Source organism: Flavimaribacter sediminis (genome assembly GCF_019492055.1).
Classification (GTDB): Bacteria; Pseudomonadota; Alphaproteobacteria; order Rhizobiales; family Rhizobiaceae; genus Flavimaribacter; species Flavimaribacter sediminis.
Genome location: NZ_JAICBX010000002.1, coordinates 533,698 through 549,297, shown reverse-complemented (window position 1 = coordinate 549,297; position 15,600 = coordinate 533,698). Strand labels below are relative to the sequence as shown.

Genomic DNA, 15,600 nt, shown 5'->3' with positions numbered 1-15,600 from the left:
CTCCCTCTCTACTGGCTCGCCCAGACGATGCGGGCCGCCCATTCGATTTCGGAGCGGCTGAACGCGCGATCCGGATGCTCGGGATTGAGCGACAGCAGCTCCACCCTGTCCGGACCGAAGCGCTTCAGGATCTTCGCCATGATCTCACCGTTGCATGTCCGCACAACGACACGATCGCCCGCGCGCAGGCTTGCATGCGGCTCGACGATCAGCGTATCGCCGTCGCGATAGAGCGGCAGCATGGAATCGCCCTGCACTTTCAGCGCATAGGACTGGCCGCTTGCGCGGGTCGGCAACTCGACCGTGTCCCAGCCGAAGCCGGCCGGAAACCCGGCGTCGTCGAAATAGCCGCCGTCGCCGGCCTGGGCGAAGCCGATCAGCGGCACGGTGCGCGCATCGGCCGGTATGGGCGCGCCGCTCGCGTCGCCGGCGGCAAGCGCCTCGAATTCGCCCAGCGTGCAGCCGGTCGCCTCCAGAACGCGCGACAGCGATTCCGTCGAGGGCCAGCGGGCGCGGCCGTCGGCGCTCCTCCGCTTCGACTTGTTGAAAGCGGTCGGATCGAGCCCCGCGCCTCTGGCGAGCGCCGAAACCGACATCCCGTTGATGCGGGCAAGGGCGTCGATCGCGGCCCAGACGTTCTCGTGCGACAGCATCGCGTTCCACTCGAATGAGATCGTTGCAGCCTGAGTTTAACCCGGCGCCGGTTAAGAGGAAATCAACCGCGCCGGGCAATTCGTGTTTGTGCGTCGAAAATCAGTCGCCCGGTTTGCGATGCGTAACAGTCCAGCCTGCCAGGACTGGCGTCAGAGAACAGAATCTGCCAGTTCAGGCCAGCGAAACCGTTGGGAGGTCTGATTGAGAGACAGCGACTACATCCTGACCGGCTGGCTGCTGTTCATCGTATCGGCGATCGGCTTCATCATCGCGAGCTGGGGCGAATTCTGGCCGATGTTCGGCAGCGTATTCTTTCTGCTTGCCTGCCTGGTGTTTCTGATCCCGGTCTTGCGAGGGCGATAAGTCAGACCGGGGTCTGCCGGGGGCGTCGAGCTTTCACCGGTCGCAACAGTGATCGCGCCTGCTTTCACAGCGCCAACCGAATGCTAAATCGCGTCGTTCAGAATCGCCTGGGCGGTGGGCGCGTCTGTGACGAGGTGGGTCACGTAGCCGCCGAGCATGGCGGCGCGCATGCCGGCCACCTTGTCGAAGCCGTTCGAGACCAGCATACCGACGGTCAGACCGCGCAGCGCGTCTGGCGTAATGCCGACCATGCGCTCGTCGAGCCGGCCGACGACGTGGTTTCCCCTGCCGTCGATGAAGCGGCCGCAGACCACGCCGACGGCGCCGCGCGCGATGTAGTCCTGCAGATCGTCGAGCGAGGCGATGCCGCTTTCCACCACATGGCTGCTGGCCTCGCAGGAGCCGACGGCGAAGACCGCCTTGTTGATGCGGTCGAGTTCGGCGAATTGCGACCGGATCACCGGCTCCTGCTTGAGGATGCGCGCGGCTTCGACCGAGGACAGAATGGCCGGCGCGTAGAAATTCGCGACCCGAGCGCCAAGGCGTCTCGCAATGTTTGTGGAGCAGCTTTCGGCGGCGAAGACATACGGGCTTTCCATCGATCCCACCATCTGCACGATGGTGACGTTGTCGATGCGGCGCGGCGTGATCTTTTCCGACATGGAGAAGATCGTCATGCCCCAGGCGACGCCGACCACGTCGCCCTCGTCGAGCAGGTCGGGAAAGCGCTTTGCCGCGCCGAGCGCCACGCCGCCGAGATCAAGCTCGCTGCCGGGAATGACGACGGCCTCCTGCAGGCCGAAGTTTCGGCACAACTCCACCGACAGGCGCTGGCGGTTGAAGGCGACGGGGTCAAGCCGGATCTCGACCAGCCCGCGTTCGCGCGCCTGCTGCAGGTAATTGACCACGGTGGCCCGCGACACGCCGAATTCCTGGGCTATGTCGCTCTGGTTCTTGTTCTCGTAGTAATACATCCAGGCGGCGCGCAGCAGGATGTCCTCGATCTGCTCGTCCGGCCGGTAACGGCGGCGGCCCCTGGTGCTTTCTCCCTCCAAATCCCGGCGCCTCCCCGATCGCTGAATTGAAACACGCTGCGCGCAGTCTGTCATATCAGACATTCCGCGCTATAATGCGGGCCGTCAATCTCCTCTCGACGGCGACAACTTGACGATTGTCACACTACCATGACTATTGTCAATTAAATAGGCCTGCGATACAAGGGCCGGGAATGATAAAGCCGGGAGAGAGAGCCGATGGACAATCAGTGGAACGACGCGGCCGCGCAGCAGGCGATCGAGGATTACGGGCATGCCGGCGAGGACCTTGCTCTACGCACCTATACGACGCGGCTTCTTGGCAAGGTTCCGCAACTGGTGCTGCACGGCGGCGGCAACACATCGGTGAAAACGCGGGTTACAGATCTGCTCGGCGACGAGTACGACGTGCTGTGCGTCAAGGGCAGCGGCTGGGACATGGCCTTCATCGAGCCGCCCGGCCTTCCGGCCGTCAAGATGGAGCCGCTCTTGAAGGCGCGCGCGCTCGACGCGCTGAGCGACGAGGCGATGGTGGCGCTGCAGCGGAGCAGCCTGATTGATCCGGGTTCGCCCAATCCCTCCGTCGAGACATTGCTGCACGCCTTCCTGCCGCACAAATTCGTCGATCACACGCACTCGACTGCGATCCTGGCGCTGGTTGACCAGGAAAGCAGCCGCGAACTGATCGACAAGGTCTTCGGCGCCCGCATGGGCTTCGTGCCTTACATCCCGCCGGGCTTCGAACTCGCCAAAGCCGCCGCCGATGTCTTCGACGAGAACCCGCAAGTCGAGGGGCTGATCCTCGACAAGCACGGCATCTTCACCTTCGGCGACACGGCGAGACAGGCCTATGACCGGATGATCGCCGCGATTAACGAGGCCGAGGCCTATATCGCCGAAAACGGCAAGCCGCCTTTCACGCCGCGCACGGACCTGCCCGCCAATCCGGCGAGCGCGCTGCAGATTGCGCCGGTGTTGCGCGGCGCGGTGGCGGAAGCGTTGGGCGAGGGTTGCTACAACCGTTTCGTGTGCGACTTCCGGACCTCGCCGGCGATCCTCGATTTCATCAATGGCGCCGATCTCGAAGACTACGCGTTGCGCGGCGTGACGACGCCGGATCTGACGATCCACGTCAAGAACTGGCCGGTGATTTTGCCGCCCTGTCCCGCAGACGATGTCGAGGCCTGGGCCGAGGAGGCCCGCAAGGCGGTGCAGCGCTATACGGAGATGTATCGCGCCTATTTCGAGACCAACAACGCCCGCGACGATATCGAGCGCACCATCCTCGATCCGATGCCACGCATGGCGATCGTGCCCGGGCTCGGCATTTTCGGCTTCGGCCGCACGGCCAAGACGGCGAGCATTTCCGGCGACGTCGCGGAAGTGTGGTCGGCCAACGTCGCCGACGCCGAGGCGATCGGCAAATTTTATCCTCTGCCTGCGGAGGAACTGTTCAAGCTTGAATACTGGTCGCTCGAACAGGCGAAACTGAAAAGCCGCAAGGTGCTGCCGCTGACCGGCCAGGTGGCGCTGGTGACCGGCGGCGCAGGCGGGATCGGCGCAGCCACAGCGAAGCTTTTCGCCACAACCGGCGCGCATGTGGTCGTCGCCGATCTGGATGGCGATGCGGCGGCGAAAGTCGCCAAGTCCATCGGCAACCAGTCGATCGGCGTCGCCTGCGACGTGACCGACGCGCAAAGCGTGCGCGCCGCCTTCGATGCGGCGGTGGAAGCCTTCGGCGGCGTCGATATCGTCATTTCCAACGCCGGCGCCGCCTTCCAGGGCGAGATCGGAACGCTGGACGACGCCGTTCTGCGCACCAGTTTCGAGCTCAATTTCTTCGCACACCAGTCTGTGGCGCAGAACGCGGTGCGGATCTTCAAGATGCAGCAGACCGGCGGCGTGCTGCTGTTCAATACGTCGAAACAGGCGATCAATCCGGGCGCGAATTTTGGCGCCTATGGTGTGCCGAAAGCGGCGACGCTGTTCCTGTCGCGGCAATATGCGCTGGAATACGGCAAGATCGGCGTGCGCTCGAGCGCCGTTAACGCTGACCGCATCCGCTCCGGCCTGCTCGACGACAGCATGATCGCCAGCCGCTCGAAGGCGCGCGGCGTTTCGGAAAAGGAATACATGTCAGGCAACCTGCTGAAGCAGGAAGTGACGGCAGACCATGTGGCGAAAGCCTTCCTGGACCTTGCGATGGCAGAGCGCACCACGGCCGGCGTTCTCACCGTCGACGGCGGCAATATCGAGGCGGCGCTGCGATAGGTTTCCGGCCGGAATTCTGCCAGGCCTCGAAGACTTTTCGTGCCTTGATAGTTTTTCCGTGGCACCTCCGGCACTGACAGGCTGCGGTCCAGACAGGCGGGAAGAAGATGGTGAAGTCCGGCAAATCACCTCACCCCGGCAGTTTGCTCAAAAACAAACCCGGAGGGACCCCGGTTTCCCGTTGAAAAGCACGGGCAAAATTAGCCGGTGTCGAATAGGAAAGTTCCAGAGAGACCCTGGTAACGCTCATATCCGGAAGACGCATAAGTTCCTTTGCACGCTCGATCTTCAGCCGGCCGGCCAGGGAACGGAATCCGATACCGTCGGCATCCAGTGCGCGTTGAAGGGTCCTGGGTCCCATGCCCAACGCCAGGGCGACATCATCGAGCAATGGCTGCCCTTCGCGAATGCGCAACCGGATCTGCTCGGACACGGCGTCAACGAGCGTGGCCGGGGGACGCCGGAGCCGTTCCCGCATGACGTCTTCCATGCTGACCACATCGGTCACGCGCCGCGGCGGTCGCTGCATTGCGAGCATTCGAACCGGGACAGGGAACGCAACGGTTTCAGCGCCCAGTTTCGCGATGCAGCCAAAGGTATCTTCAATACGCTGCACCGATCGACGCGGCGCGATGTTGAATTCCAGCCACTGCGGCCGCCAGCCGGATCCCGCATAGGCGCGAACGATACTCAACATGATCGACGCTGCGACGAACGCAACGTTGTCGTAGTCTTCTCCTCTCGACTCGGCGAAGCGATAGGTGAAACGCATATGGTTGCCGCGCGGTTCGAGAGCCACGCAATCGCCGCTCGCATGCAGCGTCACCGCTTCTCTTGCACGCTGCAGAGCTCCGCCGAGAGTCGGCGCCGTGAGCACGTAGTCACTCCAGAGACCATAGTCGGTGACCGAGAGGACAGGCGCCGCGAGGAGACCGATGTCCCGGTCACCCAGCAGACGACTTCCCTCCGCCACGAAAGCCTTTAGCGATATCTGGGGAATGAAATAGTTGCGGTCTTCAATCAGATGGAGCGGCAGTTTGGCCGCCGCAAATGTCCGCTCCAGCGCCCGCTCGCCGCATTCCCGCAGGATCAGATCGGGCATCTGTCCGAGTGTTCTTGCGGTAATCGTCGCTATCGCCATGACAGGCCGGCCCTGGAAACGCTTTCAATTCGATCCGACGGATTGAATGCGCTTGTCACAAAATGAGTGGTCGTGTGGGCGGACGGTACCATAGCGTTCCGGCGCCGACAAACCGGTGACACTGTCATGGAGGGAGTGACATGCAGTTTCCTGTCCCGTTGATAGCCCTGTCCGGGTTGAGGGCGGGCCTCATATGGGCCTTCGTCTGGTATGGCGTTGCCATGGCTCAGGACAAGCCGACCTATTCCGCAGACATTCCGCCGTCGATTGTCACGGCCGACACGATTGAAACCGACGCACTCGGAACCCTGGAGTTTTTCGACGGCATGCCGCTGCCGGATACCGCCAGACGGCTCTACGACTATCTTGATTTCCACCGCGGGGTCGAAACCTTTCATACAGGCATGCCGGCCGCTTCTGTCTATTCGATCATAGAAGGGCTTCGTTCCACCGGTGTGGAGCCCGGCGATCTGGGCATCTTCGAGGACCTTCTCGATGCGCGCTCCCTGTTTCTGACGCCCAACACGACCTCGCTCTACGCCTGGGGCTCCATCGATCTGACCGATGGACCTGTCGTGATGGAGGTTCCTTCCGGCGTTCTCGGCATGGTGAACGATGCCTATTTTCGCTATGTGATCGACCTTGGAAGAGCCGGTCCGGATGCCGGTGAAGGCGGAAAGTACCTCTTCCTGCCGCCCAACTACGACGGCGCCACGCCGGATGGATACTTTGTCATCCCGACAAGGACGAATTTCCACGAGTTCATCTTCCGCGGATTTGTATCCGACGGCGATACAGCCAAAGCCAGCCAGGAAATCAAAAACGGATTCCGCCAGTATTTGCTGTCAGACGACGGCGCGGGTGGCGAGCAGAAATTCGTCAATCTTTCAGGCAGGCATCTGAACACGATCCATTCCAACAATTTCAGCTTTTTCGAGGAACTCGATGCCGCAGTACAGCGTGAACCGGATGGCGCATTCCCTCCGGAACTCGCCGGACAATGGGCAGCCATCGGCATTAGAAAAGGCAAGGAATTTGCACCGGATGCGCGGATGCGCGCGATTCTCGAGGACGCGGTGAAAGTCGGCAACGCCACCGCGCGCGCATTGAACTTTTCCCCGCGTGACGATCGGTTTTATTTCTACAAGGACCGGCAATGGTGGTCTCCCTTCGCCGGCGGTAGCCATGAGTTTCTCGATGGCGCGGTGCGCATGATCGATGACAGAATCATGTTCCACTATTATGCAACCGGCATCACGCCCGCCATGGTCCTGCCCAAACCCGGAAGCGGCTCGGCATACGAAGTCGCCAACACCGATGCATCCGGAGCCTATCTTGACGGCGGGAAAACATACTCGATGACGCTTCCGGGCCCCGTGCCGGCAGGCGATTTCTGGTCACTCGTCGTCTATAGCGGCCAGACACGGTCAATCCTCGAGACCAATCAGAAACTTGCCGGCCTGGACAGCACCACGGGCAGGGTCGAGGCGAACCGTGACGGATCCTACACGATATGGTTCGGACCGGAGCCTCCGGCAGGCAAAGCGGGCAACTGGATCCAGACCGTACGGGGCAAGAGCTACTCGGTGATTCTGAGGCTCTACGCACCGCTTCAGCCCTGGTTCGACAAGTCATGGAAACCCGAAGATTTTCAACTCATCAACTGATCGAGAGGAGCAACCTGATGATCCGCCAGATTCTGGTTACCGCAGCTGTTTTCGTTGCCGCGACCGCTGTCGCAAAATCCGTCGAACCGGTGTCACTCGACACCTATGCCCGCGCCGAATCCGACGAGCAGATGAAGGGATATATCGAAAAATACGATTCCTTCGGCAAATTCGGCCACTTTCGCGAGCTCTACGACGTCGACAACCAGATTACGATCCGGGGTAACCGCGATACCGTTTATTCGGTGGCGGTTTTCGATCTGACGACACCGCTGACGATCACCATGCCGGAGACCGGAGACCGCTTTCAATCGCTCCTGATCGTCAACGAGGATCACAGCATCTTTCCCGCGATCTACGAGCCCGGAGAGTACGAATTCACCGAGGACGAATACGGGACGCGTTATATCTTTGCGATTGTGCGCACTTTTGTCGATCCCGGCAGCGAAGGAGACCTGGACAAGGTGCACGCGCTGCAGGATGCGATCGAGGTTTCCCAGGCATCCACCGGAACGCTCGAAATGCCGGATTGGGACACCGACCGGATGCATGCGTTCCGCGATGCTCTGAACGTGCTCGCATCGTCGGTTTCGGATACGTCAGCCTTCTTCGGCATTAGGGACGAGGTCGAGAGGCTGAATCACATGATGGGTGTTGCCTGCTGCTGGGGAGCCAACCTGCCGCGGGATGCAATCTATCTCAGTTACGCCCCCGACAAGAACGACGGTAACATTCCTCACCAACTCACGGTCAAGGACGTCCCCGTGGACGGTTTCTGGTCGGTGACGCTTTACGACGGCAAAGGCTTCATTCCGAAAAGCGAGACAGGCATCTATTCCTACAACAATGTCACGGCCAGTCCCAACGATGACGGTTCCTTTACGATCAACTTCGGACATTGCGACGACGACCGCCTGAACTGTCTGGAGATTGTCGAGGACTGGAATTATCTGGTCCGCCTGTACAGGCCGGAGGAATCCGTTGTCGATGGCAACTGGAAATTTCCCGAGGCAATACCGGTTCATTGACCGGCCCACCATCGGAATTCTTGCGTGCTCCGGTTCGCCGCAACCGCTCCGGTGTCAGAGATCGCCGGCCGCTTCCGGACCTTCTCTGGCATGGGGATCAGGCTGCATTTCGGTGTCCGTTCCAGATATCGACCTGGAACAGAGAACTGTAACCGTCATCACTGACCCATGTATGGGGTTCAGTCCAGTCCCTTTTCACACTGGAGCGGGTAGCGGGAATGGAACCCGCGCTGTAGCGCGCCAGCTGGTTCGGTTTTTTTGCCACGAGGTTCTGGAGCATGTTCGGCATATGCGGCTCGAGTCAGCGACCCGTGGAAGGAAGAGGGCTCGTATGTCGGCTTCGAGCCTTTCAACGTCATTCATCTCGATAACCTGAGTGGCAGATTCGCGCTCTCATGCGGGTCGTTTAGCCCCTTCGGATCAGCACCGCATAGCTGCCGTAGCCGCAAGGACTGCAAACGCAACCAATCAGTAATCGGACGGTCAATGCGGCGTTTCGCGCGGGCAACAGGATACAGACAAGCACTATCGACTAAAGGAACTTTCAGTGGGGCCAGTCGTTGGGGGACTAACCATACAGAAGGAGTCCGACATGACGATGAACTCACTCAAAGACATTTACCTCGATCAACTGCAGGACATCTGGAGCGCCAACACCCAGTCCCTGCCTGTCGTGACCGAACTGGGCCGCGCTGCCCAAGACGAGGAATTGTCCGAGGCGCTGATCGATGGCGGCAACGGTATTGCCGATGGCATCGCCGAAATAGAAAAGCTGTGCAACGACCACGGCATTAAGCCGAACGCGGAGCACTGCAAGGGTATGGAAGGCCTCGTGAAGGAAGCGCGCGCGCATGGCTTGTCCGACGAGATCACGGACGCTGACGTGCGCGACGCAGCCATCATCCCGCAATATCAGCGCATGGTACATTACGCACTTGCAGGTTACGGGACGCTGGCCGCCTTCGCCAACCGCCTTGGTTTGGACGGTGACGCGGCGATTCTGCAAAAATGCCTCGATCAGACTTATGACGGCGACCGCCGCATGACAGCGATCGCCATGAAGGGCGGGGTCAACAAGGACGCCGCCTCCTGAATTTTGTCCATCACGGACGAAATTGGGCCGCACCGGAGATCGTGCGGCCCTTTTAATGTCATGGACATTCATCGAGTGAACTTCTGTGCGATGGCATCGACGTCTCGATCAGCGTGCCAGTCAAGTGTTTTGATCTCAAACCGTGTTTTTTCTCTCAGGGACGCCCTGACGCGAAAGGGATCAGCAATGAGACCCATATGCCCGAGGGGCATACGGACTAGAGTCGCGGCATTCTTTCGTTTTGTGTCTGAATGCGGGGACCGGCCTTCATAATCATTGAGCCGAATTTCGGAAGTAATCGCTCCAGCCAACGCAGTCTGAACCGGCTTGGGCGAGGTTTCGCGGCCGCCTCTTCCAAAGCCTCGCGTCGGCATTTCTCAATCAGCGCCGCGATCTCGTCCTTGCGACTGTCAGGACCGATATCGAGAACGACCAGTGTCTCCAACGGGACTCTGGAATGATTGGCCGAGAACGTCGCAAAATCGACGACATCTTCCAGCGTTTCGTCGTTGTGCCACGACGTTATGACAAATTTGTCGTCGGGAATGTCGCCGGGGAATTTTTCGATGTTCGCACAGTCCACGCTGTCGTCCCACAGGATGCAGTCGCGGCCCCATGCCATCATGTAGAGGCACCCCGACGCCACCAGCCAGCGGCTCATCGCGACCCGCCATGTATCCGTCACGTCTTCGCGGATCAGGACAAGGCATTTGAACGGCTTATCGAAACCGAGATCCGGCGGTTGATCCCCGCCGCGCAAATTGAAGTACTCGAACATCGGCTTCGTTGGCTTCACGTTTGTTGATCTCAAGATTGCGAACCGAGTGTGATGACAGACCTGTGAAGAATGCAACTGATAGTACGAAAATATTGCGTCCAATACTTGCCTCGGTGGCGTGGTTCATAAAAAAATAACTTGTGAAGAAATCCACAGGGTATGATGGGTAGTATGTTTTTCAGATTCTTATTTCGTCTTTCGCTTTCATTCGCCATTGCAGTCGGCGTGAGCCTTTCCGCCTATCCGGGTCAGACTGCGTCCAAGAAATCGTCGGGAAACCTGTCTGGCCAATACGGCAAGTTGCGGCGCGCGCTGCCGAAAAATCCGGACGATCCATGCACCGAGGCCGCCCAGGAATACAAGGCCGCAGGCGGTCATTCAGCCTATGCGCAAAGCAAGATCAATTATGAATATGGCGTGTATGTCTGCGGCGTGTCGCTCAATCGACGGTCCGTCGAGGACGCCGAAAAGAACGCGATCCAGCGATGCAAGAACGCCATGAAACGGTGGAAATTCCACCACAATGGCAATTGCCGGGTCTACGCATCAAAATAGCGCGCTAAAAGTCGCGCGGTTCGCCTTCGCTTTCGAGAGGCCGGGAGCGGCCATCCAGCCGGTCGGCTAGAGGCGCGCGGGATTTCGAACATAAAATCAGGTGCTTCGAAGACAAATCCAGCTCCGTGGCAGCGACGATCCTGTTTTGCTGCCCGCAGTTTCCGCATTTCATCAAGAGTTCCATCGTATCAAAGCGCCTTTGTCGTCGGTCAGAAATTTTCCGTCATCATAGGAAACTTCGCCGGGACAATAAATCCGACGCTCGCTGTCCTTGCGCCACCCTTGCGCAATCCTCAATTGCAGCAACTTGCGTAATTTGTACTGTTTGCGTTGAATGACCAAATTGCCTTGGTTCGTTTAATACTGGACGGTCCGATGCCCTCGAACACTCGGGAAACCCGTGTGCAGATCATGTTCGATGAGGAAGAGCTTGCGGCGATAGACGACTGGCGCTTCTCGCAGCGCATGCCGAGCCGGGCGGCGGCGGTGCGGAAATTGCTCCGCCTCGGCATGCAGGCGGCGAAACTGCCTATGGATCCAAAGACGCGGTCAAAAGACTTTGGAATCGTGCGGGATGATGATCCCGACGAAATCTGACGCTGTGCGCATTCTCGCATTTTATTTCACAACAAAGATGATACACGTAAAAAGTTATTTGGTTGGCGTGTCATCCAAATAATAAGATTTGGTTTTACATCTGAGCTGTCATGCGTCTGTAAGAACTCTGCAATCGTCACTTGGACCACGCAGCAGAAATTCTTCGAGCGGACAGTTCCGTATCAGGATAGGACATCATGAAACGAAACGGTATTGGAAGTCGCCGGATAATCACGGGGTGCGCGACGCTGGCGTTTGCGTTGACAATAACAGGTGGTCTGGCCTTCGCCCAGATATCTGAAGAGACCGTGCGGTCGCTCTCGGCGCCCGACACGATCGACACGCACCTCGGAACCCTGGAGTTCGTGGACGGCGTCCCGACCGAAGCGACCGCCTCGAAAGTCTATGACACGCTTGATTTCACCCGGGCGCTGAACGTCTACAACAACAGTTTTCGCGGCGCGTCGGCCATGGCGCTCGTCAAGGGCTTTGAAAGCATTGGCGCGAAGCCCGGAGACGTCATCATCTTTTCCGAGTTCATGGATTCCAGCTCGCTTTTCCTCACGGCCAATGCGGATACGGTCTATTACCTGACAGGTCTCGACCTGAGCCAGGGTCCGATCGTGATCGAACAGCCGTCCAACGCCGTGGGAACCATCAATGACATGTGGTTTTCCTGGATCATCGATATCGGCGGGCCTGGACCCGATCGCGGGCTTGGCGGAAAATACCTGATCGTCGGCCCCGACTATGACGGCCCGCTGCCCGAGGGCGGTTACTTCGTGGCGCATTCGAAAACCAATCTCGCGCTCTATGCGGCGCGCGCCTACCTCGTCGACAACGACCCCAAACCGGCTGTCGAAAATGTCAAGAAAACCCTGAAGATCTACCCTTACAAGCCCGGCGCATACGGCTCCAGCATCGCGCAGGCCCTTGAGGGCGCGGTGCGCATTGCCGGCGAACCGGAGATCCCCGAGACGAAGTTCATCGAGGGAACGGGACTGGCCTACAATACGATACCGCCCAGCGATTTCGGTTTTTTCGAATTGATCAACGAGGTTGTCCAGAGCCAGCCGGCCACCAGCTACGACGTGGAGCTGGCCGGCCAACTCGCCGCAATCGGCATCGTCCACGGAAAGGCGTTCAAGCCTGACGATAGAATGAAGAAGATTCTGTCAGACGCCGCCGCCTTCGGACAGGCGACCGGTCGGTCCCTGAACTGGCGCTACGCGATGAAACACCCCGACTGGGCCTACTACGACGGATCGCACTGGGGCAGCATGCTGTGGGAGAGCGGAGCGTTCTTCGAAACGCCGCCGCCATTGTTCGAAGACGGTATGTTCAAGCCGCTGCCGCCGACGGGCGCGCGCACGCTCGATTCGCGCGCCGCCTTCTACTATGGCTACACGCTGGATTCACCAGGAATGATCATGCGCATTCCGGGCGTCGGCTCGCAGTACCTGATGAATTTCCTCGATTCCGGCGGAAGTCCCTTCGATGGATCGAAAACCTACAAGGTGACCCTGCCGAAGGATATACCCGCCGAAGCCTTCTGGTCGCTCACGCTCTACGACAACCAGACTCGCTCGATGCTCGCCACGCCGCAGAAATATCCACGGGCCGGAAGCCAGAGTTTCCCGTCTCCGGCCGCAACCGCCGCTGACGATGGAACGACCACCGTTTGGTTCTCGCCTGAGCAGCCCGATGGGGTTGATCGTGGCAACTGGATCCAGACCGACCCGGACAAGGGCTGGTTCACGATCCTGCGTCTTTACAGTCCGGAGCCGTCCTTCTTCGACAAGAGCTGGCGGCCGTCGGAGATCGAACCGGCCGAATAGGTTCAATGCCGGAGGCGGCGACGCCGCCCCCGGCCGCGCAGCAAGCGACGCAAAAAAATCACGCCGCGCGTTCGAACGCGCCGCTTCGACGCTCCATGATCAGGCGGGCCATCAGGGAAGGTGTGTTCGCGTCGATCATGTCGGGCAGTGCGAGCGCGCAGCCAAACCGCTGCGCGACGTCTCCCAGAATTCCGGCGGCGATCATCGAGTGGCCGCCGAGGTCGAAAAAGTCCTCATCGGGACCGACATCGTCGATATTGAGCGCCTTGGCCCATATTGATGCGACTTCCAGCGTGACCTGTCCGATCGATGGTACGGCGGAGTGAGCCGGATAAAGCGTGACGGGCATGGACTTCTCCTGATCTTGATGCCGTATGATCTTTCTACGCCGAATGTTTCGCGCCGGATCATACGATCCTGCCCAAACGCCTTTTGACGCCTTGACAGCCGGGCGCCCCGGCGCCATCTGCAAGGCGCACTCTCCAGCCAACGGTCCGCAATGCAACAGCTCCGATCAATCATCGAAAGCCGCAAATTCGAATGGACCATCACCGTGATTATCGTGATCAACGCGGTGACGCTCGGTCTCGAGACGGTTCCGGCGGCGGTCGCCCATTTCGGCGGTTTGCTGCTTTTTCTCGACAAGCTGATTCTCGCGATCTTCGTGGTCGAATTGCTGACCAAGATGGCCGTCTATCGGCTGAAATTCTTTTCAGACCCCTGGCGGATATTCGATTTCATCGTCGTCGGCATTGCGCTGCTTCCAGCCACCGGAAGCCTGTCGGTGCTGCGCGCCCTGCGCATCCTTCGCGTGCTGCGGCTGGTCAGCATGGTGCCGTCGCTCAGACGCGTGGTCGGCGGGCTGATTGCGGCGCTGCCCGGCATGGGCTCGATCGTGCTGCTGCTTGGCCTCGTTTTCTACGTCTTTTCCGTGATGGCCACCAAGCTCTACGGCGCGGCCTTTCCCGAATGGTTCGGCTCGATCCCCGAATCTGCCTATTCGCTGTTCCAGATCATGACGCTTGAAAGCTGGTCGATGGGGATCGTGCGGCCGGTCATGGCCGAATATCCGATGGCCTGGGCCTTCTTCGTGCCTTTCATCGTCGCCACCTCGTTCACCGTGCTCAATCTGTTCATCGGCATCATCGTGTCGGCCATGCAGTCCGAGCATGAAGCCGAGGCGTCCGCCGACCGCGAGGCGATGCACAGCGAGCAGGAAGTGATCCTGAATGAAATCCGCGCGCTCAGGGCCGAGGTGCGCGCCATGAAAGCGGAAGCGGAGAAATCCTGACGTATTGCGTTCAGCCTTCTGGCGAGCGGAAGTGCTTTGAAAGCTTCAGGCCCTGGGCCTGATAGTTGGAGCCGAGGTCGGATCCGTAAAGCGCGCGCGGGCGATTGAGCATGTGCTCGTAGACAAGGCGACCGACGATCTGGCCGTCTTCGAGGATGAACGGCACTTCGTGGCTGCGAACCTCCAGCACGGCGCGGCTGCCTTTGCCGCCCGCTCCGCTGTGGCCGAACCCCGGATCGAAGAAACCTGCGTAGTGGACGCGGAATTCTCCGACCAGCGGATCGAAGGGCGTCATTTCGGCGGCGTAAAGCGGCGGCACATGCACCGCCTCGCGCGAAACGAGAATGTAGAACTCGTCCGGATCGAGGATCAGCGACCGGTCGCCGCGGATGTGAATGGGCTCCCAGAAATCAAGGATGTCGTGCGCCGCCTTGACGTCGACGTCGACCACTTCGGTGTGATGCTTGCCCCGGTAGCCGACGAGACCGTCCGGACCACCGGCCAGATCGACCGAAAGCGCAATGCCGCCGCCGGATATGTTCGGATGATCGGCGGCGACGAGCTGATCGGCGGCGTGCAGGACGGCGAGCTCCGTTTCGCTCAGGCCGGCGCTGCCGGCCCGGAAGCGGATCTGCGACAGGCGCGAACCGCTGCGCACGACGATCGGAAAGGTGCGGGGACTGACTTCCATGAACAGGGGACCGCTATAACCTGCCTCGATCTTGTCGAATTCCTGGGCGCGGTCGGCCATGACGCGGGTGAATATGTCGAGCCGGCCGGTCGAGCTTTTCGGGTTTGCGGAGGCCGATACGCCGTTTGGCAGATCCAGCCTCTCGATCAGCGGCACGATGTAGACGCAGCCGGTTTCGAGCACGGCGCCGTTGGCGAGGTCGATCTCGTGCAGCTTCAGCCGCTCCAGCTTGTCTGTAACGGTGCTGCGGGGGCCGGGCAGGAAGCTGGCGCGTACGCGGTAGGCCTTCGCGCCCAGCCGCAGATCCAGGCTCGCTGGCTGGATCTGGTCAGGGGCCAGCGGCCGTTCGGTGATCAGCCGCCCGTCCCGAAACAAGCCGGAAATATCGTCGTCGCAGAGTATGCCGGTTTGCCGCATCGCTCCCCCTTCCTGTCATGGCGCTATCAATTGCAGCCGCGCATGATTGACGCAAGCAGAGCGAGGCTGTAAAGGATGCTTATCCCGTGGTGATTTGGCCGACCGGCTTGCTGCCACGTTAAACAAGTCGCTAAAAGGTCGGGGTGAAAGCCGGCTCGCGACGCGAAGCCGGTTTTTTTGTT

General features: G+C 60.0%; 15 protein-coding genes and 1 riboswitch. Of the genes, 9 read left to right on the top strand and 6 right to left on the bottom strand.

The genetic code is table 11. The features are described 5' to 3' along the window. Nucleotides 1–8: 8 nt before the first annotated feature. A complete protein-coding gene (locus K1W69_RS10800) occupies nt 9–653 on the bottom strand; it encodes a S24 family peptidase (protein WP_220228364.1) in 645 nt (214 codons plus the stop codon). A gap of 202 nt (nt 654–855) precedes the next feature. Between K1W69_RS10800 and K1W69_RS10795 the strand changes: the two genes are divergently transcribed. Then, nucleotides 856–1,017 carry a cytochrome oxidase subunit III gene (locus tag K1W69_RS10795; protein ID WP_220228362.1) on the top strand — a complete coding sequence of 54 codons (162 nt, stop codon included), beginning with the start codon at nt 856–858 and terminating at the stop codon, nt 1,015–1,017. A gap of 83 nt (nt 1,018–1,100) precedes the next feature. Here K1W69_RS10795 and K1W69_RS10790 read toward each other — a convergent pair whose 3' ends face one another. Then, entirely contained in the window at nt 1,101–2,072 is a 972-nt protein-coding gene (locus K1W69_RS10790; RefSeq protein ID WP_220228361.1) for a sugar-binding transcriptional regulator, read from the bottom strand. Nucleotides 2,073–2,270: 198 nt separating this feature from the next. Between K1W69_RS10790 and K1W69_RS10785 the strand changes: the two genes are divergently transcribed. Continuing rightward, nucleotides 2,271–4,322 (top strand): bifunctional aldolase/short-chain dehydrogenase, encoded by a 2,052-nt coding sequence (locus tag K1W69_RS10785; RefSeq protein WP_220228359.1) that lies wholly within the window; start codon nt 2,271–2,273, stop codon nt 4,320–4,322. 130 nt (nt 4,323–4,452) lie between these two features. Here K1W69_RS10785 and K1W69_RS10780 read toward each other — a convergent pair whose 3' ends face one another. Then, complete coding sequence (locus K1W69_RS10780) at nt 4,453–5,463, bottom strand: helix-turn-helix transcriptional regulator (RefSeq protein ID WP_220228358.1); 1,011 nt, start codon at nt 5,461–5,463, stop codon at nt 4,453–4,455. A 140-nt stretch (nt 5,464–5,603) separates the two neighbouring features. On the opposite strand from K1W69_RS10780, the gene K1W69_RS10775 reads away from it, so the two are divergent. From K1W69_RS10775 to K1W69_RS10765, 3 genes are all read left to right on the top strand, one after another. Next, on the top strand, nt 5,604–7,130 hold the full coding sequence (locus K1W69_RS10775; protein WP_258570988.1) for a DUF1254 domain-containing protein: 1,527 nt from the start codon (nt 5,604–5,606) through the stop codon (nt 7,128–7,130). 17 nt (nt 7,131–7,147) lie between these two features. Next, nucleotides 7,148–8,158 (top strand): DUF1214 domain-containing protein, encoded by a 1,011-nt coding sequence (locus K1W69_RS10770; protein WP_220228357.1) that lies wholly within the window; start codon nt 7,148–7,150, stop codon nt 8,156–8,158. Between the two features lie 592 nt (nt 8,159–8,750). Continuing rightward, nucleotides 8,751–9,251 carry a ferritin-like domain-containing protein gene (locus K1W69_RS10765; RefSeq protein WP_220228356.1) on the top strand — a complete coding sequence of 167 codons (501 nt, stop codon included), beginning with the start codon at nt 8,751–8,753 and terminating at the stop codon, nt 9,249–9,251. 217 nt (nt 9,252–9,468) lie between these two features. Here K1W69_RS10765 and K1W69_RS10760 read toward each other — a convergent pair whose 3' ends face one another. Next, a complete protein-coding gene (locus tag K1W69_RS10760) occupies nt 9,469–10,047 on the bottom strand; it encodes a DUF7684 family protein (RefSeq protein WP_220228354.1) in 579 nt (192 codons plus the stop codon). Nucleotides 10,048–10,200: 153 nt separating this feature from the next. Between K1W69_RS10760 and K1W69_RS10755 the strand changes: the two genes are divergently transcribed. The 3 genes from K1W69_RS10755 (at nt 10,201) to K1W69_RS10745 (ending at nt 13,019) form a co-directional block, all read left to right on the top strand. After that, nucleotides 10,201–10,584 (top strand): hypothetical protein, encoded by a 384-nt coding sequence (locus K1W69_RS10755; protein WP_220228353.1) that lies wholly within the window; start codon nt 10,201–10,203, stop codon nt 10,582–10,584. Nucleotides 10,585–10,959: 375 nt separating this feature from the next. After that, nucleotides 10,960–11,181 (top strand): hypothetical protein, encoded by a 222-nt coding sequence (locus K1W69_RS10750; RefSeq protein ID WP_220228352.1) that lies wholly within the window; start codon nt 10,960–10,962, stop codon nt 11,179–11,181. A gap of 197 nt (nt 11,182–11,378) precedes the next feature. Then, nucleotides 11,379–13,019, top strand: a complete 1,641-nt coding sequence (locus K1W69_RS10745) for a DUF1254 domain-containing protein (RefSeq protein ID WP_220228351.1) — start codon at nt 11,379–11,381, stop codon at nt 13,017–13,019. A gap of 58 nt (nt 13,020–13,077) precedes the next feature. On the opposite strand, the gene K1W69_RS10740 is transcribed toward K1W69_RS10745, so the two are convergent. Then, entirely contained in the window at nt 13,078–13,368 is a 291-nt protein-coding gene (locus K1W69_RS10740; protein WP_220228350.1) for an acyl carrier protein, read from the bottom strand. A 150-nt stretch (nt 13,369–13,518) separates the two neighbouring features. Here K1W69_RS10740 and K1W69_RS10735 point away from each other — a divergent pair, with 150 nt between their 5' ends. Then, nucleotides 13,519–14,310 (top strand): ion transporter, encoded by a 792-nt coding sequence (locus tag K1W69_RS10735; RefSeq protein ID WP_220228349.1) that lies wholly within the window; start codon nt 13,519–13,521, stop codon nt 14,308–14,310. Between the two features lie 10 nt (nt 14,311–14,320). On the opposite strand, the gene K1W69_RS10730 is transcribed toward K1W69_RS10735, so the two are convergent. After that, on the bottom strand, nt 14,321–15,418 hold the full coding sequence (locus K1W69_RS10730) for a 2'-deoxycytidine 5'-triphosphate deaminase (RefSeq protein ID WP_220228348.1): 1,098 nt from the start codon (nt 15,416–15,418) through the stop codon (nt 14,321–14,323). Nucleotides 15,419–15,494: 76 nt separating this feature from the next. Further along, nucleotides 15,495–15,572: riboswitch (SAM riboswitch) on the top strand. Nucleotides 15,573–15,600: the final 28 nt, after the last annotated feature.

What these genes read in the sequence shown, in the direction of transcription:
- K1W69_RS10800 (WP_220228364.1), bottom strand. Translation starts at nt 653, where the DNA reads ATGCTGTCGCACGAGAACGTCTGGGCCGCGATCGACGCCCTTGCCCGC.
- K1W69_RS10785 (WP_220228359.1), top strand. Translation starts at nt 2,271, where the DNA reads ATGGACAATCAGTGGAACGACGCGGCCGCGCAGCAGGCGATCGAGGAT.
- K1W69_RS10780 (WP_220228358.1), bottom strand. Translation starts at nt 5,463, where the DNA reads ATGGCGATAGCGACGATTACCGCAAGAACACTCGGACAGATGCCCGAT.
- K1W69_RS10775 (WP_258570988.1), top strand. Translation starts at nt 5,604, where the DNA reads ATGCAGTTTCCTGTCCCGTTGATAGCCCTGTCCGGGTTGAGGGCGGGC.
- K1W69_RS10770 (WP_220228357.1), top strand. Translation starts at nt 7,148, where the DNA reads ATGATCCGCCAGATTCTGGTTACCGCAGCTGTTTTCGTTGCCGCGACC.
- K1W69_RS10765 (WP_220228356.1), top strand. Translation starts at nt 8,751, where the DNA reads ATGACGATGAACTCACTCAAAGACATTTACCTCGATCAACTGCAGGAC.
- K1W69_RS10755 (WP_220228353.1), top strand. Translation starts at nt 10,201, where the DNA reads ATGTTTTTCAGATTCTTATTTCGTCTTTCGCTTTCATTCGCCATTGCA.
- K1W69_RS10750 (WP_220228352.1), top strand. Translation starts at nt 10,960, where the DNA reads ATGCCCTCGAACACTCGGGAAACCCGTGTGCAGATCATGTTCGATGAG.
- K1W69_RS10745 (WP_220228351.1), top strand. Translation starts at nt 11,379, where the DNA reads ATGAAACGAAACGGTATTGGAAGTCGCCGGATAATCACGGGGTGCGCG.
- K1W69_RS10740 (WP_220228350.1), bottom strand. Translation starts at nt 13,368, where the DNA reads ATGCCCGTCACGCTTTATCCGGCTCACTCCGCCGTACCATCGATCGGA.
- K1W69_RS10735 (WP_220228349.1), top strand. Translation starts at nt 13,519, where the DNA reads ATGCAACAGCTCCGATCAATCATCGAAAGCCGCAAATTCGAATGGACC.
- K1W69_RS10730 (WP_220228348.1), bottom strand. Translation starts at nt 15,418, where the DNA reads ATGCGGCAAACCGGCATACTCTGCGACGACGATATTTCCGGCTTGTTT.